The following is a 17,033-nucleotide window of genomic DNA, read 5'->3' on the forward strand; positions in this document are numbered from 1 at the left end:
AGACTTTCTTCTTTACATACAACATATGGATTGATATACTTATCTCAAACGGTATTTCTTATACTTCGGAGGCAATATATGCAGTCTTACACCTGTCCCAACTGCGGTGCTCCAGTAAAAATGGATGACCATGGTGCATTTCTTGAGTGTCCTTATTGCGGATCACAGTTCAAGCCCGATGATTCTTTATCTGATGAGCCAAGCAGTCGTCAAACGGATTCGGACGATGATAACGAAGAACTTCGCACCTATGCAGAAATAGTAAATCGCCATATTCCAGAATTTACGGTCATCGAATTTATCGATAGAGTCAAGCATATTCTCGAAAGAACTCTTGATTTTCTCGGTGATCACGGAATGTACATTCAAGTCGGTGTCGTTTTGCTTTTTGTCGCCTTAGTCATTGTCAGTTTCTTCTTGTAACTTATTCATGTTTTTATCCATGGGCAGGTGTCGCCCGGTCTTCTTTCTCCGTCCGGCAGCTTCGAGCCCTTTCCCGTTCCGTAATGGATCACCTTGTGCGTTGCCGCCGAAACACAAATGGCGTTCTCCGGATCCAGCAGTTTTTCGCTGTGCCGGAGGACGTCTTCTTTTGTTATGGGGTTCAGGTGATGGATGCTGATCTTCGGCCGTACAGACACGCCGTTCCGCAGCACCCAGTCCGTGATCGGGTGATCCACGCATCCAAGGTCGCATCCACCGTCCCGTGCAATGATTTTGTCCCGGAACTGCCGCCACTCCCGCGATTGGTAGAAGTCTTGGTTCAGCCACCGGTCAAACCCGAACGTGTCCTTCCCTACTTCCCCGTGCAGTTGTGAATACTCCAGCCTCTCCTTGTACGTCGGCAGTTGGCATAGTTCCGTGTAACTCTTCATCTCAGCTCCCCCAAACCTGCCGTCATAAGGATCAGCACGATAAGCATGACCATCTCACAGAGTTTGGCGATCCAATGCCCGATGTTGTCCGCTGGGCTTGTATCATCGGTAAATGCGTTCACCGCCGTTAGAATATAGCACAAGAGCTCCATCACAATGATCAGATCGTTTACTCGTATCATGATTGCATTCATCTCGTCACATCAGCCAGCCAGATGCTCGCCACGACGCAGCACCCAATACAAACCGGAAAGATCACCTGCCAGAAAAAAACGGGTGCTGTTATCCCTGTCACTGACCAGCATGGCCAGAATAACGAGTGCCCCAACCACCGCAAAAGCTCCGGCCTGCGTAAGAAACTCAGTTGTCCACATACTCGTCATCCTCCCCAAGCCCGTTGTACTTTCGCATTGCCTTAATGGCATTTGCGTATAGCTCTTCCGAGTTCTTCGCGTTCTCCAGCGTCTCGGTCTTTGCCCGCAGCAGCTTGTTTTCCTCTTCCAGCTTCTTCTTTTCGAGGTCTGCCTTTGTTGTTGCCAGTTTCAGGAAATGGGTCGTCTCGGCGCTGGATGCTGTCCCCTCGCGCAGCCGCTTTTCTACCAGCTTCATCGCGAGGTTGATCATGTAATTCTCTTGTGCCTCCGGAGATGTCGCTGGCCGGGCCGAAGCCGCAGCCGTTTCTCCGGGAGCGTTTCTCTTCGGTTTCATCCGCTATCCTCTTTTCGCACATTTGTAATAAGGTATAAGCTTTTGCAAGGGTTCATGGGAGCTGTCAAGGTACCAGCATGGCCAACCATTTGAAAGGAGAAAAAGAAACAAATGTCTTCAGCCGCAGTGTATGAACTGAACAAACTCTATCATGAAAGTGTTAATTTTGGAGGTCAACATCATGAGGGTCAAAAGGAGGAAACTTTTCTCCCATGAGCCCTTGCAAAAACCGCCGAAGCCGCAGTCTACTCCCCACAGCCTCGGCGATACGAAAGAAAGCTGGCCAAGCGACACCTCAAATATCACACGGTCAGCTTTTCGCATTCTTAAAGCCCAAATATCAATTTTCCCTCCGGGGAAATATCAAAGACCGGCGCGATTTGAGAGGGGGTGTCATTTTTGAGACCCCCTCCCTATGCTTTTAGCACTTTACGCCGCAGTGCTTTCGTCTTTGATATCGATCTTGAGCTTTTTGTAGATGTTCAACGGATCATTTGCCACGATTTTATCGATTGCTCGCTCAATTTCATAGGCATTCTCATTGTCTGTGAACTGAGAGGACGTCTCTGCCAGCCGCATCAACAGACCAGAAGAGTTGTAGCCATGATCCGCATCATATTGATACCACTGTTCGAACTGCTCGCACGGATCGTACGGGTTATCGGTCGTGGTCAGAAAGCATCGAACCATAATTCAAAGCCTCTTTCTTGCATGTTTTACTTGTTGAGTGCATCGTAAATCGTGGATTTAGGCACGCCGCATGCTTTTGCGATTTCTTCGTACGTGTAGCCGCCGCGAAGCATTGCTTTTGCTTTGTTCACTTTTGCAGAGGACAAAGCAGTTGTAGTTTTCGGCATTGCACGTTTTACGATTTCATCAGAATCAGACGAATTCAGGAATTTCGTCAACATATTGTCCGAAATTGCGCCAGCTTGAACAGCTTCCCATTCACGATCCGTGAACGTGACCTTGGACTTACGCCCACTGGCACCCACAGAGTCACGGGCACGCTGCATCTCGACAGAAGAGATTTTTTTAATTACCTTTTTATCTTCCGAAATATGGGGATCAAGCCCCTGTTCCTGAATCTTTGCCTTAATAACCGCATTTGCAATCAGCATCGCCTTGCGCTCCTTAGGTTTGTTGGCAATCATGTTATTGTACTTCTCTTTCAGAGAGGCAACCTCAGGCGCATAGGTCTTGGCGGCAGAAGGACTGTATTCAAGCCCCTTCATATTAACAGCCTCTTTGCGGGCCTGATTGGCCATCGCCTTCAACTTATTGGAGAAGTCCGCATACAGATTCTCCTGCACCGTACCAGACGACAGCGTGCGTGCATCCTTCGTCTCCGAGATCAAACTGACGGTATCCTCAGCGAGGCGCTCCTTCCCTGTCTTGGGGTCGGTGAAGGTGCGGCCGCTCTCCTTATAGATGAGCTCACCAGTATCCTTATCAACACGTACGCTGCCACGGCGCTCCGGTACACGAACGGTCTGCTTACGGCGAGACAACAGGGTGGATGCGCCACCATAGTGCGTGCCGCCCTCTTCGTCCACACGGATCTGCCACTTTTGTTTCAGTTCGGGGATGCCATTCTCACGCTCAGACCTCTTGTAGTCCAGCTTGTGCTTTTCGGCATCGATGACCACCATGGAGTGCTTGACAGCACGTGCAAGCTCATCTTCATCCGCGCCGCGAAGGGTCATGTCCGTGATGAGGTTCGAGATTACACCCATTTCGCGCTGCTTCTCTTCCTTCTTCATGAGACGCACATTGTTCGGATTGCCTTCCGGAACTGCATACGCAGTCTTCGGGTCGAAGCCTTCCAACGCTTTCAGCGCATGGGTGGACTTGATGTTGACCTTGTCAGAGACAGGAATCGCCATAACGGTGTCGCCGTCGAAGTCTGCACCAGACAGACGCTCAGCTACCTTAGCATTGATACCGATTGCATCCTGAATCGCACCGAGATTCCGCTTGCCACTCAAGTTCTTGTTGTTGACCGTGACCATGGGAATTTCAAAGGTGCCCGCATGCGGATAACGAATCAATGCAAGATGGGTTCCGTTCTCATAAGTCGGGCAGTAAGCTTCTGTTTCCTTGATATTGTTGAGAGGCAGGATAACCTTGGTGGACTGACCGGGAAACGCCGATGCTTTCAGGGTCATCGATGTACCTTCGCAGGTGTCTGCAAAATCGTTGAGTAGCTTCTTCTTGACTGTCGGATTATCATAGTGCATAATCTCGTCATACTGCGCCTGATAATCTGCAACGGTGAGCTTCAACTGATTCTCGATCAGCTTCTTCGGCTGCTTGGACAGGAACTGCGAAGAGACATTCTTCGACATCGTATCCCAGTCGCCTTCCTCTTTCAGTTTGTTGATAGGAGAAAGATGCTCTTTGCCGTCAGCACCGATGTAAGTGCTCTGACCGTTCGCCTTAATGGCTGCACCAAACGGGTTGTCCGGGTCTGCCTTGGCTTCCTTCAGAACCTTCATCTTAGGTGTGCCGGAGTGCTTGTTCGTGTTGAACATGATGTCCACACCGTCCGGAAGATCATCCGAATATACAGCCATGCCCTTCAGGTAATGATCACCATCTACAAGGATGCGAACCTGCGCATAATGGCTCTTACCAAGGTCGAGGTCAGGCACGCCGCGGCGAATCTCCATGACGCCGTCTTTGTCCAAACCGCCTTCGTCACCATAGCGAATGGCAACGCGGCTGGAATCCAGACTTGTAGGGCGCTGGAGCTTCGTAAAGGTATCACCACCATCATCCGTGTGATAGTCGCCCAGTGAATCGATCTGTTCCTGATGTTGGTAGGCATACTTCTGATCGAACTCTGGTTTTGCAAGCACCATAATATTGGTCTGCTGACGATTGTTTGTCGGCTGCTTAATGCCTATGCCGTAACGTTTATAGCCGTATTCTGCCTCTAACGTATATACTGCATCCTGAAGTTCAGTATCAGTTACGCCCAACACAAAGTTTGCGCCCTCCGAAACATCAATCATTCCCTTTTTATCGACTTCTTTTTTCAGAGTTTCGGCGATGTTTTTTGCACGCTGCGCTTTTTTGTCTGCATTTCCGGCATATTTGGATCGAACGCTCGATTCGCTCATACCGAGTTGGTTCGCAATCTCCGTCCAACCGAGCCCTTTGTTGTCTTTCAGGTCCTTGATCTGCTCGTATTCAGACTGCTTCCGCAAACTGATTGCTTTACTTCTCGCAACTCGAAACTCAGTAGGGCTCAGCTGATACTCCTTGGGGAGCGTGTCGTTTATAGCATTGATGATGTCCTTTTCGGACAGCCCTTTTTTCTTCAGCGTCTCAATACGAGACAGAAAGTCACCGGAATGCTGATACGGATTGTCGCCGGAACCCCAAGGATAACGGCCAGAGTGGCGCTTGGTACCGTAGTGCTCCAGAACACTATCGTTGGAAGGAATGCCCAGATAGGCGTGGATATCTTTCTCAATCGCGTTCATGCTACTGCTACTGCTCCTAACTTCAAATCTGCAATCACTTTGTCGAACTCACGAATCTTCTCGATGATGGGATCAATGTCCTCGCAGGTGGGATTCTCGATCCAAATATCATCGTTCTGGTAGATTCGCGTCTCGAACTGAATATCTTTCGGATTGATGTGATACTCCATGCAGAACAGAGCAGCATAAATAAAGAGCTGCTCCATGTGTGCAGGAACAGCTCCGGTTTTAAGATCATGAATGCGAAGGAGATTATCGTTGAATGCAATTGCGTCTGCGGTGCCGAAGCAGTTCTCGCTATAATAGAGAACCATCTCCGGGTCCATGCGGAAACCGATTGCATCGTTAACGTATGCGTTCAGAGTTTTCTTACTCTTGGGCAGCTTCTGCCGGAGAGTAATACACTCTGCGGCAAAAGCATGAAGGCGCGTTCCCTTCTCTTTTGCCTGAAAGTTCATGTACGCATCGGCCAGACGCTGTGCGTCATAATTGAGCCAATGGTACTTGCTGGCTCCGAGGAAGGCATGCTGCCCCGTGAGCCTCGAATGATCGTTCCATTGCATTTAGAACTTCCTCCTTATTTTCGGGATAGATGAAAGCTGCAAAGCTCATACTGTTGAAATCCTGAACATAATAGTCCTGATTCGGTCGATGAGGCGCATCCGCTGACCGTTTGCCTTCCAACGCGCCCCAAGTGTGGCCATACAAAACCAAGAGGTCAGGATGCCCCTGCACCTCGTTCGGATCCAGATGGACCACCTTGCAGCCGGGAAAGCGCTCTTTCAGTTCTTTCACCAATCTCGTTTTGAATTTGTTTTCAAGCATGCTACAACCTCCAAAATGAAAGGAATAGTGCGTAAGACGCATTCTATTCCCCCCATAAAAGGGGATGTTTTTATCGCGGGGGTTTTTGTGAGAAAGCGTGAATTTTTGTGAATTTTGGACAAAGAAAAAAGCCCCTGCGTTATTAGCGCAGAGGCTTCTACAGTTAAGAGTATTAGTGCTTAGAACCCATCAAAATCACGTTCATTATGCGGAACATGCGGGTTTTCATAGCAACCATCTAACCATTCAGGTTCGGGCTCAAAATCATCGGCATAGCTTGCTTCTTCTGTTGGGGAAGATGCGATATCTATATCTCTCTCCTCGATTTCGCTCTCGCATTCGGGGCATACCCAAAGCTCACCGTGTTGTTCCATTCGGCAATGGCAATCCCAGCACCAATGTTCACCTGTGGGTTGATCATAGCCCGGAGTATGAATCACACGGTATTCAAATGAACCATCCGGATGTTTCACCCACAGAACTGGTAGACCCAATTCCAATGTGCTGTAAACCCAAACCTCATCGCCATTTGGAAGAACATCGCGTCCCTCGTAAGAACAGTCGTGTACCCGCCAGTTTTTAGCCAACTCGTCCATGTAGTCCATACTCTTTACCTCGTAGAATCAGAAGCGTTACGCTCGTACACTGTGGTTCTATGATACATCTATGGGCCAGCTGTTTCAAGCCCCAAAAATAGCGCTGGCCAAAAACCCGTTTTTCAGTGCCAATTACTATATATAAATTTTCATTTTTTTCATTAACTGAAAGAAAAAAGTGGGTTTTTGGCCAAACGGCATAATTTTAACGAACTATCGTTATTTTTTGTGGTCATTTTTTCTAAAATTTTTGGCCACGAACCGGGTTTTTGGCCACGAAAATGACAGATTCTGACGTTTCATCACAAAAAGCGGCAAATTAAAATGGGCTGAAGTGGGCATCAAGCGATACCTAAGCCCATGCAAATTATATACGCTATGACCAAAATCACAATGACGATTCCAAGCCACTTGAAATAAGTAGCAGCAGTTTTGTTAGCGTCTTCGGTTCGCCATCTCTCCTGCTCCATCTCCTTAATCCGGAGTTCCATAGCATCCTTGGACTCTTGTATCCGTGCTTCATCCACATACCGATGCGTCTCCCGATAGTCATCCAACCGAACCTTCGTCCCGCAGAACTCGCAAAACATAAAGTCCCTGTTGTCGTCTTTCGCTGTAAGTTCAGCACCGCAGCTAGGGCATTTTACCGTCCGTGCCATAAAAGCACCTCCTCATCTTGCTATAAGAATATCATGGAGACGTACCAGCGTCAAGGATTTTAAGGAGGTATAATCCAAATGATCAATTTATCGAATATCATTACTATTTCACCTTATACTCCACAATGACATTATTCCAACTCACACCATAAACCTTATCATCAATCCGAGCCACAATCTTTTGGTCAGTAGATTTCAGCCAAAGCACTTCACCGTCACCCTCCAAATACACGTCTCTGCTGTTCGGATAATAGATAGCGATGTGATAATCCTGCTCGTCGCTCGTGGTGCTCTTGCTCTCCGTCCGTTTCGAGCACCCGCACAACCAGATGCACAGGCACAGCATCAGCGTACACCAAATCAGGCACACTGTTCGATTCTTATTCATAACTCATAAGCCTCCTCGCCGCTGCATAAAGGAACTTCTTGACCGACCATGTATCGATGCGGAATTCAACCCGCAGTTTCTCCAGTTCGGGATTCGGATACTCCCCTGCCCGGAACTCCGTCATCTCCATCGCTCTGCGCAAACGACGATCCGCCGAACCGCGGCTGCAATTGAATTTATCTGCCAATGTGCATTCGACATCAGACAATGAAACGAACTGATGATGCGCCAGCTTATCCATGAAGATTTCAATTGCCTCACCCATGAGCTCGCCGCCGAAGGTAATCACCGGCACCCGCATCTGGATGAGGAAGTCATACGTTTTCTGCTGCATTCTCGTTCACCATGCTTTCTTTATCGATCTTTACAAATGCAAGAGCTACTTTCAGGAGGAGAAGCTGAATTTTTTCCAGACTTTTAACTGTCTCGGCAAGCTCTTTGATTGAGCAGGGGCCCTCGATTTCAACCGAGGCATAGGTACTCGGATCAAATGTCTCTGCAAAGTTGATTAGGTTCTCTACAAAATTCTCGTCATTAAAATTTGCAGAGAATGTTCCACCTATCGGGTTATAGCACAGTTTATACCCGGTTTCGGTCGTGTATAAATGAAAGCCAAACTGTTGCAGCACGTCAATATATTTCTTATCAATTCCTTTCATAGTTACTTCACCATGCTCCCCTTCCGTGTCTGGTCATCCGCAGGCCAGTACGTGTAAATATCATCGAACACCACCGGAATCTTCTTCTGAAGCTCCATCAGCAACGGGCACATGAGCTCCCGCATCTGAGGATGTGCTGCCACAGGAGTACGCAGCTTGAAGATGTTGCGCCACTCACGGTAATTGGCCGTCACCACGATCTCGGTCTTCAGGCACAGCGGTAGCACACAACGAGCCTGTTCGGGACGCATACCGTTAGCGATCATAAGCTTGTAGTCCTTTTCGGCATAAGTCATGGCTTCAAGGAACGAACTCTTGATCGTAACCTCGCTATCGTTCAGTTCACAATACTGCTCGCCACGAATATAAGAAGGCCAGATAAACGTCAACTCTCCGCCAAACTTCTCCTTCGAGTAGTTGCAGTACCGGGTGCTCTCCTGTGCAAAAGAAGCAATGCGATGCCGCACCAGCTCGTTAGCCACGCCACGGTCACAGGTAAACAGCACAGACAGCTGAGAATGCTCCAGCATAGCCTCATGCCCCTGCTTCACCAGAAAGCCCACCAGCTTCTTTGCCGACTCACCATCCGGCGTGATTTTGTCCTCGCTCTTGTAGCAGACCCGCGCCACCCGCTCGATCTGCTGGAGCTCTTTGATGCCGTCCTGAGAAATATCAGTGAGGATTTCGTACTTAGGTTCAACGATTTTCATAATTAAATCTCCTTTTCATCAGTGAATCCACTATTTCGAGCTGACTGAGGCTCTTACCGTTAGCTCTTTGGGTAACTAAGTCAATGCTAAGATCTTCAATTGGGATAATGTATCCGAGATGAGCCAATTGCTTATGGTCACAAGATTCCACCTTCGGACACTTCTGGCATTTAGGGGCAAGTATCGTAAGTGCTCCGAAGTCGTTGTTCATGTTGTCCACTCCGATATCAATCTGCAAGTCCAATCCCCACAGATATCACCCGAAGCATGCTTCTTCGCGAATGCCATGCCCTTCTTGATGGCTTCCTGCTTGTCATTTGCTACGACCACAAAACTCTGATGTCCGCCACCATTATCAGTACATTCAAACCAAAACGTGTGCTTCATAATTAGTTTCCCTTTTCTTTCTCAGGGTCTCTCAAAATAGAATCCCACTCTTTGATAAGCTGTTTCAGATTTGAGTCATCAATTACTCCCTGCATGCTGTTTTCGTTGTATGTCATCAGGACTGTGCCAGTTTTATCCGGACCAAGTCCACAATTACAACATGAAATCTCGTAATTAAGCTTCATGGTCGTACCACATGTAATAGCTCCCGTATTCTTCAAATATGCTTTGGAATAGCACATAGGACAACATCTCATACAAAATCCTCCAAAATCGAATTGATCAGAATTTCAAGACAGCGATTCAGAAAAGCCACCAGCCGATATGGCCACGGTTCTTTCTCTTGCGGCCTAGTATTATATGCACCCGTGAATTCTGGCCTTGGTTCAGAGATTCGCCTTAAAAACTCATATTGAGGAGCATTATTAACGAGGCACCAAGCTCGCGCCTCATATAAAGTACAATCGCCATTATTAAAATGCCAAATAACGTCTTCGAGCGTTCTGCAATCCTCAATAGTAATCCAATGGCAATGCTCTTCGTCCCATACCCTAAGTGGATAATGCACATTCTTCACAGAGCAGTACGGAACATCATCTGCATACAGTGTCACCTCATCTTCCTCATAAGATACTCTTCCGTCATCCATTGCTCTCACCTCATACCAGAATCCGGAACAAAATGAACCAGATCAGCTTCAGCGTGAACACAATGATTAGCAGCCACGCACAGATAGCCATGGTCAGGGCCAGCATACGTCCGAAGAATGTGCCAATCTTATCCCAAACATCATTCATCCTTATCAACCCTTTCGAGACCTGTAAAATATCCAATGCCAATATGACCACCATCGCAATAATGAATTGGGCGGAACGCCATCAGACCGGCCAGATTGTTCTTCGCATCTTCGGGATTGCAGTAGGGACTCCCATCGTTAAATTCCCTCTCGCAAAATCGGCACTTGTAAGTCGGATAATAAAATGTCTTCACCCCACACACCTCCTCGCAGCATCCAAACGGCTTTCCGCAGCGTTCAACTCAAAGATAGCCGCCGTGATAAATGCCGGGTCGCAGTTCTCAAAGTGGTTCCTAGCAATTTCCAATTCTTGTAGAGGGTTACAATATTTATGGATTGCGCCAATTTGAGCTTCACATTCTGGGATTCCCAACCAACGAGCCCATTCTTCTGTTGGAGATTTAATTCCGAGAAGCCATTTGATTGGTTTCGTCCAAAATATCTTGATAAACTCAACGATTTTGCGCAGCATTTCTACACCTCCACATCTTTGTGACTTGGCGAGCCGTGAGCCAGCCCACAACATCATCATGGCCAAGTGCCTTCGTGCCCATCACCTCGATAAGCCCCTGCTCAAAGCCATAGGAACCCCAACCCCAAATGCCATCCCAGATACGATTTCCAGCAGCATCATATGCAATGATTTGCTCACCACCATCGTGTCGTCCGCCCGGAAGATACTCTTGACAGTCCGGTCTGTCCATCTCCGGCCAACGACGTCCATAAGTATGCGGAACCTTAGCGTGCTTCAGCAGAATGTCCAGCTTCTGCATCTCGGTCATGTGACTCCAAACCCGGAGTTTCCATGTTTTCTTAGACATGTTTCTCATTTCTGCATTTCCTTTCGTCAGCCTCCATGGCCTTTGCGATTTTATGCTGAATATAAAGCACACAGCCAGCCTGACTATCACACCCGAATGAAGCCAATAGTCCAGCAATAGCATTCAAAGAGTTCAAATCCTCTTCAGCAAATATCATTTAGCGTTCACCGTTCCTCCTGATACTCTACAATTTTGGTCACTTCACTCTGAACCCGGCGTAAGAAATCACACGCACCCAAGCAACCACATTCCATCAATGCCTCAGCGATATCGCCTAAACTATCCATGTCGGTTCTTGTGATATTAACTTGAGGAATGACTTCAATATTCTCCTCTGTGATAAATGGGGTATAGTCTCCACAATGGCAACATTTGATGTTCATACGTTGCATACAAGCATCTCCTTCAATGATAAAAATAAAGAGCCGCAGATTTCTCCATGGCCCAGTTCTCTTATTTATTGAGTTTTGTATTTGCCTCAACAAATTCTTTCCTAGCTTCAATCATATAATTATTGAAATATTCGCTCCCATTATGAGCATTCATATACAGGTCATTGGCACCCATCAACTTTCCTTGATAAAGTCCAAGTGCATATCCTTCATCATATCCTTTTCCATAGCGTTCGCAATATACTTTGCGAACCTCTGCATTGTGAATACGAATCAACACACACGCCCCAACAATACCAGCAATAGTACTAATACCAATTTTCCACGCTTTTTTCATAATAAGTATCTCCTTTCAAATATGAGTTTACCTCATAAAGGAGCCTGTTATTTTCGCGTCAAAAATAAAGAGCCGCAGATTTCTCCACGGCTCACGCCTTTAGCAAGACAACTCAACCCAGCAATGGTATTGTCCACAAGGCAGTGCGTCCCAACTCGGATGCTTCATCTTATAGGGGCATTGGTTGCAATTCATGATATTATCAGGATCTGCAAGAAATGCACGGATAAGATTATTGCCTTCGTTATTGGTCCAATCCACTTTGCTCCAATCTCTTGTTGCCATTTATCTCACCTCCATAAAGGAGCCTGTTATTTTCGCGCCTTCTCCTTGAAGTTCAGAGGTTTCACAGTACCCTCCCGTGCACACTCCGTCAGGCACTCGTTGCAGGGCTCGTCCGTCTCCAGCACCTTGAAGTTCTCGCACTTCGGGCAGTAGGTCGCATAGTCTACTTCGCGCATCCAGTCATTCATTGGTGAACTCCTTCCAATTTACTACGGTCACTTTCTTGCACTCCGGGCAGCGGAGCATCCATCTTAACATAGGTAAGTTAATATCTTGTTCAACGTCACGAAAAGCACGGCCATGCTCATCCGTTAAGGCTTTGCCGCATGTACACGTAATATCCTTCATCGACTTTTTGTTTTCTTTTATCTGGATTGCAAACCTATCATCCAACTCCGGGTGCGTCTCCCGCTGGTTCAATGCCCAGAGCAGGTTCCAGCAGGCAGCACGCAGGTGGTCCTCGTCGTCCATACCGACCATGTACTTGGCCAGATGTCGTGCAGCACTGTCCAGAAGCGAATGCAGCGGGATACCCTTATCCACGTTGTGCTCGCCGTACTTTAATGCACCCTCCTCGCAGTGCTTGCTGACCTCCATGATGCCGTACCAAGGCAGAAGGTCCATCCGCCCCTTCCCTGCGTGCATATCACGCTTTGCACCGGTTTCAAATTCGGTGCGATCTCCAGAATCTTTGATCATTTTCTTTTTCTCCATGTGTAATAAACAGCATAAAGCTGATTGTGTTCTTTTAATCTATTGACAATTTGTTTGTTGATTTCGATATACGCTCTTGGAGCAAATAATTGTTCTGGAGCATTGATGTAACAGTATCTCTCGCTGAAAGGAATATGTTTTTCGCTTCGATCAACCAAGAAACGACCTGTAAAAGCACCGTCATCTCTGATGCAGAGATATTTCCAAATAGCAGACAGTGGGCTGCTGTCATAAGGAACAAACATTGCATTGTGCTCTCCAAAATGCGTTACACGATGGCAATTAGCATTGATAACTTTGACAAGTTTCTTTCTGTTTTTCTTTGAAATATTTCCCATTAGCAGAACCTCCTGATTCTTCCCTGCATAACCTTGTTGGGAATATCCAGCCACCGGATTTTGCACTTGTCCTTGTAGTCAGGACGCAGCTTCTGTAGAATCATCTTCAATGGCGGCCTCTTGATTTCTTCAAACAAGTCCATAAAACAAGCCGTCACTTTCTCGCTGCATTCCGCAATCGCGTTTAAGACATCTGCAAGTTTCTCAGAAATCGTCGCAGCAAGCCTCAAAAAATCATAAATATCGCGCTTGGCACCGGTTTCAAACTCCGTGCGATCTCCCGAATCTCTAATCATTTGTCTTCCTCCTTTTTGAATCCTTGAAAGTCTCCTATCCCAAAGTTTCCATCTTTGCAATGGTGAACGTCACGTACATGCGCACCAATTCCACAGCCTTTCGGATACCATTTACCATCATAGGCTGCACCCGAAACGGATTCAATTGCCGTATTTTCACTAGCAGTCGTAATAGGCTCAAATAATTCTCCACACAAGCGGCACTTGTAAATTTCATGAAACAGTGTCATCCGTTTTCCGCCTCCAACTTTTCAATAATTTTACCAATCGCGCTAATAACATAATTTACAAGGAAATTCTGAAAAGCAGCATCCTTGGTGGAGCGAATCATTATTTTTAGCGCCAACTCGTCAGAAACTGCATAATCAATCATTTCTTTGTTGGCTTTTTCTACGATTTCCTTGGGAAACAGTTCTCGAATATCATTACTTTCCATAAAATTTCCTTTCGTTAAATGCCTTCTTCGAGTTCAGCGCTCTCGAAATCGCTAGATCAATACCGCTCCTACTCTTCAGATGGTAGTACCAGAGATCCTTGTAAGGCGTATTCAGCCGGTCGATACGCCCAGACGCCTGTTCCATGATCTTGTAGGAGTAGTTCTGACTGTAAAATATAATGGTGTCCGTCTTGATGCAGTTCCAGCCTTCTGCCCCGGCGCTATATTGCACGAGATAGACCCATCGCTCTCCATCCGGAATCGGTTGATGCTTATGCCCGTTCCATTGTGCTACTTCCACGCCTTCGTCATAGGCCAGATTCAGCAGAATATCCAGCTCATAGTCGAAGTTATAGAAGATGATGACTCTAGGCCGGGTCATGCAAATATCCAGCACTTCCCGCTGGCGGCTCTCATCCGAATTGACGAGCTTCCGCAGCAGATAGCAGAACTCGCTGGCTGTCTCGATTGGCTTGTTCTCCCAAGGGTCCCAGCGATTCCGACAGATTTGCAAATATCTCGGTTTATCGTAGTCCACAAAGACGTTTTCATGGTGCGAAACCGTTGCCCGTTCGAAATCCATGTCTACCAGTACCCGCTCCCGTAACCGCACAAGCCTCTGTGTGTTCAGATAACGGTCAATCTTTGGATATTTTGAGAAGCGGGCATAGACAACGTGCTGGTTATTGAACTCTGTACGATTCCGGAAGAATCCGTTTGCGATAAACACCGGAATATAATCCGTCCAGCAGTCACCGGGCGTTGCACTCAGCAGAATCCACTCGTTCTCCTTTGTGATCTTCAGGAACGATTTCACCCATGCACCGCTGCCAACAACGCGCTGTTCGTCAAATATAAAGAAAGCGTTTTTCGCGCCTATATATTTTCCAATGTTGTTCCATGAATCCACAACTACGGTATGCTCATAAATATCATGCTCTGGATCCGTAGACATGTAGAAATGGGCCAATTCTTCATCCCATTCGCCAGTATCCCGCTTCCGAGCGGTCGTGATGATGTACAAATCCGGTGGTTCTGTCATCTTAACGTAATTTTCCGTGTTCACCTGCCCGTCAAACAACGTATAATAAAACGCCAGACTCGTTCTTGATTTGCCGCTCCCGACGCCACCGCAAAGGATGCATCCAATTTTCATCCGTTTGAGTGCATCCAACTGGTAGTCATAGAGCGTTACTCCTGCCATCAGTTTCATTACCTCCATTCCCTGTGCACATGGATTGCGGACTTTCTGCAATGTTGCTCATAAGCCAGCAGTGCAATTGTCGCTTCCTGCTCGTCCTCGCCTTCGCCCAAAATGGTGTACGACCAAAGCTCTTTGCCGTTCTTCGTAAAGACCTTCCACTCTTTCTTAGTAGAGTCCGTGCTTTTTGCAGTAGGACGCATATTGCAGTCCCTCCTTATCGGCTTCTCTCATGATTTCCTGAAGGGTAAGCTTCTTCGGTTTCGGCTCGGCCTTCTTCAGAAATCGCTCTTTCCGGCATTTGTCGCAGTACCTCTTGCCCGGATAGACGTCGTACATCATCACCCCACAGTCCACACACGGTTTATCGATCTTCCAAACTTTGCCCATAAATATCAATCTCCTTTATTCTGAGCATTTGCGAGTCATGCAGGAATCGAACCTGCCGTAACAGCCCTTGCTGATGACTCAAATAAAAAGAGCCGCAGATTTCTCCACGGCTCTCCGTTCTACACTAGCTTGAAGTTATTGCTCTTCCGGCTCACAGTAGTCGATTTTCAAATGAGATTGACCAGAAGCATCCACTTCTACCCAAAATTTTTCCGGTCGATGGAACAGCTTCTCATATTTCTCCAGAAGTTCGGGACTCAGCGATCCGAAATCGTCTTCCGTAAGCCCGACGATCAGAAAGGTTCCTGCGATCACATCAATCGGCGTTCCATCATCAGACAAAAGCGTACGGTTAAAGTTATCCATCGAGCAGCCAAGCAGCTTGCCTTCTTCATTGCAGATCATTGCCACTGGATCGTCCCACGGATACGTTGCTTGAATCGGGCCACTCACTTCTTTCTGCAAGGAGTCCAGACTTAACGGGATCCGAACGATTTCGGGATAGCAATGCGCTTTGATACGGAGCACTTTGATTTGTTTCATGATGTCAACCTCCAACTCGTTCATAAATATCAATCGAGCTGTTTCCTCTGAGAACGCCATTTGCGACGTGGGCACTCACCGGCTGGAGCATTCAACCAAGGACTGACCCCGGCACTCGAAAATATCAATGATTAGAACGGCGTATCGTTCGGTTCATCCGGCTCTGCCATGTCTGCTTCCGGTGCAGCATAGCGTGCATACCGTTCTGCATACGGGTCGGCATCTGCATCCTGCTCCACATACATGACATCCGCATACAGGCTGTATTCGCCCGGAGCGTTGCGCTTCTCCACGAGATTGGCCTGAAGGCAGACATTCTTGACACGGATGAAGTCGAGCTGGCCGACCGTATCTGCATCGCACAGCAGACGCTTGCCCGCGGTCGTGATCCAGTAAACGCGCGGCGGCCACTTGGAACCCATGTTGACATTGACCGGCACGTAGAGGGTAGGCACATACGGCTCATCATAAGTACGCTCCGGGTTCGGCTTGGTCTGCTTGACCTTTACGCCCAGAGATACCAGATAATCCGCCTGCTCCTGCGTAGGAATGACCACGTTGACCCGGCGCTTATCCGAACCAAAGCGGTCGCGGCTGGGATCACCAGAGAAATTGGTTGCATAAATGAAACGGGTATCGTCAATATTGACTTTCTGACGCTTAGTGTACATAAATATCAGTCTCCTTTTATTGATTTACGCCTGCTTAAACCCGCTCTGCTCAATCCAGTGACGGATTTCCTTATAATAGCCGCTATTATTACCAGCGCTGCGCTTCGCAATAGCCATGGCCAGTCCCTTCTCTGGGTCGAAAATATCATTCTCGCTGCACTTCACGACTGTCTTCGTACCATCCGTCCAGTAAACAACCGTGGCCGGAGGGTTGAAGATTACTTTCTTGATGGCACGTGCTGCCATCTGCCCATGCACATCATCCAAAATTTCTTTTGCCGGATTTGCATAGCAGTAAGAATCATAAGAATCGATTGCTCTCCTATGAATTGTTCCACTTTTACGGATATGGGCATCGCAATTGCTGTCCAAGTAAATATCATCCGGGTTGAACTGAAGTGCATGCCCCGTGTCTAACGTAATAATCATCGTGGACTCGCCCGACAGCATGCGAATATGCGCAATGCCCCCGATAAGATCACCCTTGGAATTGAATAATTTACATGCCATAAAAT

36 protein-coding genes are annotated in these 17,033 nt (G+C 47.4%); 1 reads left to right on the top strand and 35 read right to left on the bottom strand.

The annotated features are described in order from the left end of the window. Positions 1-78: 78 nt before the first annotated feature. A complete protein-coding gene (locus C4N23_RS13740) occupies positions 79-423 on the top strand; it encodes a hypothetical protein (RefSeq protein ID WP_146746455.1) in 345 nt (114 codons plus the stop codon). 5 nt (positions 424-428) lie between these two features. On the opposite strand, the gene C4N23_RS00295 is transcribed toward C4N23_RS13740, so the two are convergent. The 35 genes from C4N23_RS00295 to C4N23_RS00450 form a co-directional block, all read right to left on the bottom strand. Next, positions 429-875 (bottom strand): hypothetical protein, encoded by a 447-nt coding sequence (locus C4N23_RS00295; protein WP_112143216.1) that lies wholly within the window; start codon positions 873-875, stop codon positions 429-431. Next, positions 872-1,057 (bottom strand): hypothetical protein, encoded by a 186-nt coding sequence (locus C4N23_RS13880; RefSeq protein WP_112143218.1) that lies wholly within the window; start codon positions 1,055-1,057, stop codon positions 872-874. The genes C4N23_RS00295 and C4N23_RS13880 overlap by 4 nt, the downstream gene beginning before the upstream one ends. A 21-nt stretch (positions 1,058-1,078) precedes the next feature. After that, on the bottom strand, positions 1,079-1,249 hold the full coding sequence (locus C4N23_RS13885) for a hypothetical protein (RefSeq protein WP_181567040.1): 171 nt from the start codon (positions 1,247-1,249) through the stop codon (positions 1,079-1,081). Further along, the gene (locus C4N23_RS00305; RefSeq protein WP_242983684.1) at positions 1,236-1,499 is read right to left on the bottom strand and encodes a hypothetical protein; all 264 of its coding nucleotides are present in this window, start codon (positions 1,497-1,499) and stop codon (positions 1,236-1,238) included. The genes C4N23_RS13885 and C4N23_RS00305 overlap by 14 nt, the downstream gene beginning before the upstream one ends. Before the next feature lie 513 nt (positions 1,500-2,012). Next, positions 2,013-2,273, bottom strand: a complete 261-nt coding sequence (locus tag C4N23_RS00315) for a hypothetical protein (RefSeq protein WP_342587737.1) — start codon at positions 2,271-2,273, stop codon at positions 2,013-2,015. 26 nt (positions 2,274-2,299) lie between these two features. Next, positions 2,300-5,074 (bottom strand): helix-turn-helix domain-containing protein, encoded by a 2,775-nt coding sequence (locus tag C4N23_RS00320; RefSeq protein ID WP_112143226.1) that lies wholly within the window; start codon positions 5,072-5,074, stop codon positions 2,300-2,302. After that, on the bottom strand, positions 5,071-5,637 hold the full coding sequence (locus tag C4N23_RS00325; RefSeq protein ID WP_112143228.1) for a PD-(D/E)XK nuclease family protein: 567 nt from the start codon (positions 5,635-5,637) through the stop codon (positions 5,071-5,073). Before C4N23_RS00325 ends, C4N23_RS00320 begins: the two co-directional genes overlap by 4 nt. Further along, complete coding sequence (locus tag C4N23_RS00330; RefSeq protein WP_112143230.1) at positions 5,558-5,899, bottom strand: hypothetical protein; 342 nt, start codon at positions 5,897-5,899, stop codon at positions 5,558-5,560. The genes C4N23_RS00325 and C4N23_RS00330 overlap by 80 nt, the downstream gene beginning before the upstream one ends. A 179-nt stretch (positions 5,900-6,078) precedes the next feature. Then, positions 6,079-6,504 carry a hypothetical protein gene (locus C4N23_RS13745; RefSeq protein ID WP_146746456.1) on the bottom strand — a complete coding sequence of 142 codons (426 nt, stop codon included), beginning with the start codon at positions 6,502-6,504 and terminating at the stop codon, positions 6,079-6,081. 332 nt (positions 6,505-6,836) lie between these two features. Then, a complete protein-coding gene (locus C4N23_RS00335) occupies positions 6,837-7,154 on the bottom strand; it encodes a hypothetical protein (RefSeq protein ID WP_112143231.1) in 318 nt (105 codons plus the stop codon). A gap of 103 nt (positions 7,155-7,257) precedes the next feature. Continuing rightward, complete coding sequence (locus tag C4N23_RS00340) at positions 7,258-7,542, bottom strand: hypothetical protein (protein ID WP_112143233.1); 285 nt, start codon at positions 7,540-7,542, stop codon at positions 7,258-7,260. Continuing rightward, positions 7,535-7,876, bottom strand: coding sequence for a hypothetical protein (locus C4N23_RS00345; protein ID WP_112143235.1), 342 nt, complete (start codon positions 7,874-7,876; stop codon positions 7,535-7,537). Before C4N23_RS00345 ends, C4N23_RS00340 begins: the two co-directional genes overlap by 8 nt. After that, entirely contained in the window at positions 7,857-8,201 is a 345-nt protein-coding gene (locus C4N23_RS00350) for a hypothetical protein (RefSeq protein WP_112143237.1), read from the bottom strand. Before C4N23_RS00350 ends, C4N23_RS00345 begins: the two co-directional genes overlap by 20 nt. A 2-nt stretch (positions 8,202-8,203) precedes the next feature. Beyond that, positions 8,204-8,911 carry an FAD-dependent thymidylate synthase gene (thyX, locus tag C4N23_RS00355; RefSeq protein WP_112143239.1) on the bottom strand — a complete coding sequence of 236 codons (708 nt, stop codon included), beginning with the start codon at positions 8,909-8,911 and terminating at the stop codon, positions 8,204-8,206. Positions 8,912-9,118: 207 nt separating this feature from the next. Further along, positions 9,119-9,298, bottom strand: a complete 180-nt coding sequence (locus tag C4N23_RS13890) for a hypothetical protein (RefSeq protein ID WP_112143243.1) — start codon at positions 9,296-9,298, stop codon at positions 9,119-9,121. A gap of 2 nt (positions 9,299-9,300) precedes the next feature. Beyond that, positions 9,301-9,483, bottom strand: a complete 183-nt coding sequence (locus C4N23_RS13895; protein WP_181567041.1) for a hypothetical protein — start codon at positions 9,481-9,483, stop codon at positions 9,301-9,303. Positions 9,484-9,551: 68 nt separating this feature from the next. After that, a complete protein-coding gene (locus C4N23_RS13750) occupies positions 9,552-9,947 on the bottom strand; it encodes a hypothetical protein (RefSeq protein WP_146746457.1) in 396 nt (131 codons plus the stop codon). A 140-nt stretch (positions 9,948-10,087) separates the two neighbouring features. After that, on the bottom strand, positions 10,088-10,288 hold the full coding sequence (locus C4N23_RS13755; protein WP_146746458.1) for a hypothetical protein: 201 nt from the start codon (positions 10,286-10,288) through the stop codon (positions 10,088-10,090). Continuing rightward, the gene (locus C4N23_RS00380; RefSeq protein WP_112143249.1) at positions 10,285-10,566 is read right to left on the bottom strand and encodes a hypothetical protein; all 282 of its coding nucleotides are present in this window, start codon (positions 10,564-10,566) and stop codon (positions 10,285-10,287) included. The genes C4N23_RS13755 and C4N23_RS00380 overlap by 4 nt, the downstream gene beginning before the upstream one ends. Continuing rightward, complete coding sequence (locus C4N23_RS00385; protein ID WP_181567042.1) at positions 10,547-10,876, bottom strand: hypothetical protein; 330 nt, start codon at positions 10,874-10,876, stop codon at positions 10,547-10,549. Before C4N23_RS00385 ends, C4N23_RS00380 begins: the two co-directional genes overlap by 20 nt. Positions 10,877-11,079: 203 nt before the next feature. Continuing rightward, positions 11,080-11,307: a hypothetical protein gene (locus C4N23_RS00390; protein ID WP_112143253.1), complete on the bottom strand. Its 228-nt coding sequence runs from the start codon at positions 11,305-11,307 to the stop codon at positions 11,080-11,082. Between the two features lie 61 nt (positions 11,308-11,368). Further along, positions 11,369-11,644: a hypothetical protein gene (locus C4N23_RS00395; RefSeq protein WP_112143255.1), complete on the bottom strand. Its 276-nt coding sequence runs from the start codon at positions 11,642-11,644 to the stop codon at positions 11,369-11,371. A 99-nt stretch (positions 11,645-11,743) separates the two neighbouring features. Further along, on the bottom strand, positions 11,744-11,929 hold the full coding sequence (locus C4N23_RS13760) for a hypothetical protein (RefSeq protein WP_146746459.1): 186 nt from the start codon (positions 11,927-11,929) through the stop codon (positions 11,744-11,746). Positions 11,930-11,955: 26 nt separating this feature from the next. Next, positions 11,956-12,117 (bottom strand): hypothetical protein, encoded by a 162-nt coding sequence (locus C4N23_RS13900; protein ID WP_181567043.1) that lies wholly within the window; start codon positions 12,115-12,117, stop codon positions 11,956-11,958. Further along, positions 12,110-12,643, bottom strand: coding sequence for a dATP/dGTP diphosphohydrolase domain-containing protein (locus C4N23_RS13905; RefSeq protein ID WP_181567044.1), 534 nt, complete (start codon positions 12,641-12,643; stop codon positions 12,110-12,112). Before C4N23_RS13905 ends, C4N23_RS13900 begins: the two co-directional genes overlap by 8 nt. Beyond that, complete coding sequence (locus C4N23_RS00405) at positions 12,625-12,981, bottom strand: hypothetical protein (protein WP_112143257.1); 357 nt, start codon at positions 12,979-12,981, stop codon at positions 12,625-12,627. Before C4N23_RS00405 ends, C4N23_RS13905 begins: the two co-directional genes overlap by 19 nt. Further along, positions 12,981-13,277 (bottom strand): hypothetical protein, encoded by a 297-nt coding sequence (locus tag C4N23_RS00410; RefSeq protein WP_112143259.1) that lies wholly within the window; start codon positions 13,275-13,277, stop codon positions 12,981-12,983. Before C4N23_RS00410 ends, C4N23_RS00405 begins: the two co-directional genes overlap by 1 nt. Then, positions 13,274-13,507, bottom strand: coding sequence for a hypothetical protein (locus tag C4N23_RS00415; protein ID WP_146746460.1), 234 nt, complete (start codon positions 13,505-13,507; stop codon positions 13,274-13,276). The genes C4N23_RS00410 and C4N23_RS00415 overlap by 4 nt, the downstream gene beginning before the upstream one ends. Continuing rightward, complete coding sequence (locus C4N23_RS00420; protein WP_112143263.1) at positions 13,504-13,713, bottom strand: hypothetical protein; 210 nt, start codon at positions 13,711-13,713, stop codon at positions 13,504-13,506. Before C4N23_RS00420 ends, C4N23_RS00415 begins: the two co-directional genes overlap by 4 nt. Continuing rightward, positions 13,703-14,926, bottom strand: a complete 1,224-nt coding sequence (locus C4N23_RS00425) for a DEAD/DEAH box helicase family protein (protein ID WP_425349557.1) — start codon at positions 14,924-14,926, stop codon at positions 13,703-13,705. Before C4N23_RS00425 ends, C4N23_RS00420 begins: the two co-directional genes overlap by 11 nt. Next, positions 14,926-15,117, bottom strand: a complete 192-nt coding sequence (locus C4N23_RS00430; protein ID WP_112143265.1) for a hypothetical protein — start codon at positions 15,115-15,117, stop codon at positions 14,926-14,928. The genes C4N23_RS00425 and C4N23_RS00430 overlap by 1 nt, the downstream gene beginning before the upstream one ends. After that, positions 15,083-15,304 (bottom strand): hypothetical protein, encoded by a 222-nt coding sequence (locus C4N23_RS00435; RefSeq protein ID WP_112143267.1) that lies wholly within the window; start codon positions 15,302-15,304, stop codon positions 15,083-15,085. The genes C4N23_RS00430 and C4N23_RS00435 overlap by 35 nt, the downstream gene beginning before the upstream one ends. Before the next feature lie 135 nt (positions 15,305-15,439). Further along, positions 15,440-15,847 carry a DUF3846 domain-containing protein gene (locus C4N23_RS00440; protein ID WP_181567045.1) on the bottom strand — a complete coding sequence of 136 codons (408 nt, stop codon included), beginning with the start codon at positions 15,845-15,847 and terminating at the stop codon, positions 15,440-15,442. A gap of 131 nt (positions 15,848-15,978) precedes the next feature. Then, positions 15,979-16,518 (bottom strand): hypothetical protein, encoded by a 540-nt coding sequence (locus C4N23_RS00445; RefSeq protein ID WP_112143271.1) that lies wholly within the window; start codon positions 16,516-16,518, stop codon positions 15,979-15,981. Positions 16,519-16,542: 24 nt separating this feature from the next. Beyond that, on the bottom strand, positions 16,543-17,028 hold the full coding sequence (locus C4N23_RS00450) for a hypothetical protein (RefSeq protein WP_112143273.1): 486 nt from the start codon (positions 17,026-17,028) through the stop codon (positions 16,543-16,545). Between the last annotated feature and the right edge of the window lie 5 nt (positions 17,029-17,033).

The organism is Faecalibacterium hattorii (assembly GCF_003287455.1).
GTDB classification, from domain to species: domain Bacteria; phylum Bacillota; class Clostridia; order Oscillospirales; family Ruminococcaceae; genus Faecalibacterium; species Faecalibacterium hattorii.

Excerpts from the sequence above, each read along its gene's own strand:
- C4N23_RS13880 (WP_112143218.1), bottom strand. The coding sequence starts at position 1,057 with ATGATACGAGTAAACGATCTGATCATTGTGATGGAGCTCTTGTGCTAT.
- C4N23_RS13900 (WP_181567043.1), bottom strand. The coding sequence starts at position 12,117 with ATGAATGACTGGATGCGCGAAGTAGACTATGCGACCTACTGCCCGAAG.
- C4N23_RS00295 (WP_112143216.1), bottom strand. The coding sequence starts at position 875 with ATGAAGAGTTACACGGAACTATGCCAACTGCCGACGTACAAGGAGAGG.
- C4N23_RS00385 (WP_181567042.1), bottom strand. The coding sequence starts at position 10,876 with ATGACCGAGATGCAGAAGCTGGACATTCTGCTGAAGCACGCTAAGGTT.
- C4N23_RS13750 (WP_146746457.1), bottom strand. The coding sequence starts at position 9,947 with ATGGATGACGGAAGAGTATCTTATGAGGAAGATGAGGTGACACTGTAT.
- C4N23_RS00410 (WP_112143259.1), bottom strand. The coding sequence starts at position 13,277 with ATGATTAGAGATTCGGGAGATCGCACGGAGTTTGAAACCGGTGCCAAG.
- C4N23_RS00340 (WP_112143233.1), bottom strand. The coding sequence starts at position 7,542 with ATGAATAAGAATCGAACAGTGTGCCTGATTTGGTGTACGCTGATGCTG.
- C4N23_RS00450 (WP_112143273.1), bottom strand. The coding sequence starts at position 17,028 with ATGGCATGTAAATTATTCAATTCCAAGGGTGATCTTATCGGGGGCATT.
- C4N23_RS00330 (WP_112143230.1), bottom strand. The coding sequence starts at position 5,899 with ATGCTTGAAAACAAATTCAAAACGAGATTGGTGAAAGAACTGAAAGAG.
- C4N23_RS00325 (WP_112143228.1), bottom strand. The coding sequence starts at position 5,637 with ATGCAATGGAACGATCATTCGAGGCTCACGGGGCAGCATGCCTTCCTC.
- C4N23_RS00415 (WP_146746460.1), bottom strand. The coding sequence starts at position 13,507 with ATGACACTGTTTCATGAAATTTACAAGTGCCGCTTGTGTGGAGAATTA.
- C4N23_RS00395 (WP_112143255.1), bottom strand. The coding sequence starts at position 11,644 with ATGAAAAAAGCGTGGAAAATTGGTATTAGTACTATTGCTGGTATTGTT.
- C4N23_RS00440 (WP_181567045.1), bottom strand. The coding sequence starts at position 15,847 with ATGAAACAAATCAAAGTGCTCCGTATCAAAGCGCATTGCTATCCCGAA.
- C4N23_RS13760 (WP_146746459.1), bottom strand. The coding sequence starts at position 11,929 with ATGGCAACAAGAGATTGGAGCAAAGTGGATTGGACCAATAACGAAGGC.
- C4N23_RS13905 (WP_181567044.1), bottom strand. The coding sequence starts at position 12,643 with ATGGAGAAAAAGAAAATGATCAAAGATTCTGGAGATCGCACCGAATTT.
- C4N23_RS13740 (WP_146746455.1), top strand. The coding sequence starts at position 79 with ATGCAGTCTTACACCTGTCCCAACTGCGGTGCTCCAGTAAAAATGGAT.
- C4N23_RS00305 (WP_242983684.1), bottom strand. The coding sequence starts at position 1,499 with ATGATCAACCTCGCGATGAAGCTGGTAGAAAAGCGGCTGCGCGAGGGG.
- C4N23_RS00420 (WP_112143263.1), bottom strand. The coding sequence starts at position 13,713 with ATGGAAAGTAATGATATTCGAGAACTGTTTCCCAAGGAAATCGTAGAA.
- C4N23_RS00335 (WP_112143231.1), bottom strand. The coding sequence starts at position 7,154 with ATGGCACGGACGGTAAAATGCCCTAGCTGCGGTGCTGAACTTACAGCG.
- C4N23_RS00445 (WP_112143271.1), bottom strand. The coding sequence starts at position 16,518 with ATGTACACTAAGCGTCAGAAAGTCAATATTGACGATACCCGTTTCATT.
- C4N23_RS00345 (WP_112143235.1), bottom strand. The coding sequence starts at position 7,876 with ATGCAGCAGAAAACGTATGACTTCCTCATCCAGATGCGGGTGCCGGTG.
- C4N23_RS00405 (WP_112143257.1), bottom strand. The coding sequence starts at position 12,981 with ATGGGAAATATTTCAAAGAAAAACAGAAAGAAACTTGTCAAAGTTATC.
- C4N23_RS13885 (WP_181567040.1), bottom strand. The coding sequence starts at position 1,249 with ATGTGGACAACTGAGTTTCTTACGCAGGCCGGAGCTTTTGCGGTGGTT.
- C4N23_RS13745 (WP_146746456.1), bottom strand. The coding sequence starts at position 6,504 with ATGGACTACATGGACGAGTTGGCTAAAAACTGGCGGGTACACGACTGT.
- C4N23_RS00430 (WP_112143265.1), bottom strand. The coding sequence starts at position 15,117 with ATGCGTCCTACTGCAAAAAGCACGGACTCTACTAAGAAAGAGTGGAAG.
- thyX (WP_112143239.1), bottom strand. The coding sequence starts at position 8,911 with ATGAAAATCGTTGAACCTAAGTACGAAATCCTCACTGATATTTCTCAG.
- C4N23_RS00315 (WP_342587737.1), bottom strand. The coding sequence starts at position 2,273 with ATGGTTCGATGCTTTCTGACCACGACCGATAACCCGTACGATCCGTGC.
- C4N23_RS00425 (WP_425349557.1), bottom strand. The coding sequence starts at position 14,926 with ATGAAACTGATGGCAGGAGTAACGCTCTATGACTACCAGTTGGATGCA.
- C4N23_RS00320 (WP_112143226.1), bottom strand. The coding sequence starts at position 5,074 with ATGAACGCGATTGAGAAAGATATCCACGCCTATCTGGGCATTCCTTCC.
- C4N23_RS00390 (WP_112143253.1), bottom strand. The coding sequence starts at position 11,307 with ATGCAACGTATGAACATCAAATGTTGCCATTGTGGAGACTATACCCCA.
- C4N23_RS00435 (WP_112143267.1), bottom strand. The coding sequence starts at position 15,304 with ATGGGCAAAGTTTGGAAGATCGATAAACCGTGTGTGGACTGTGGGGTG.
- C4N23_RS00380 (WP_112143249.1), bottom strand. The coding sequence starts at position 10,566 with ATGCTGCGCAAAATCGTTGAGTTTATCAAGATATTTTGGACGAAACCA.
- C4N23_RS13895 (WP_181567041.1), bottom strand. The coding sequence starts at position 9,483 with ATGAAGCTTAATTACGAGATTTCATGTTGTAATTGTGGACTTGGTCCG.
- C4N23_RS00350 (WP_112143237.1), bottom strand. The coding sequence starts at position 8,201 with ATGAAAGGAATTGATAAGAAATATATTGACGTGCTGCAACAGTTTGGC.
- C4N23_RS13890 (WP_112143243.1), bottom strand. The coding sequence starts at position 9,298 with ATGAAGCACACGTTTTGGTTTGAATGTACTGATAATGGTGGCGGACAT.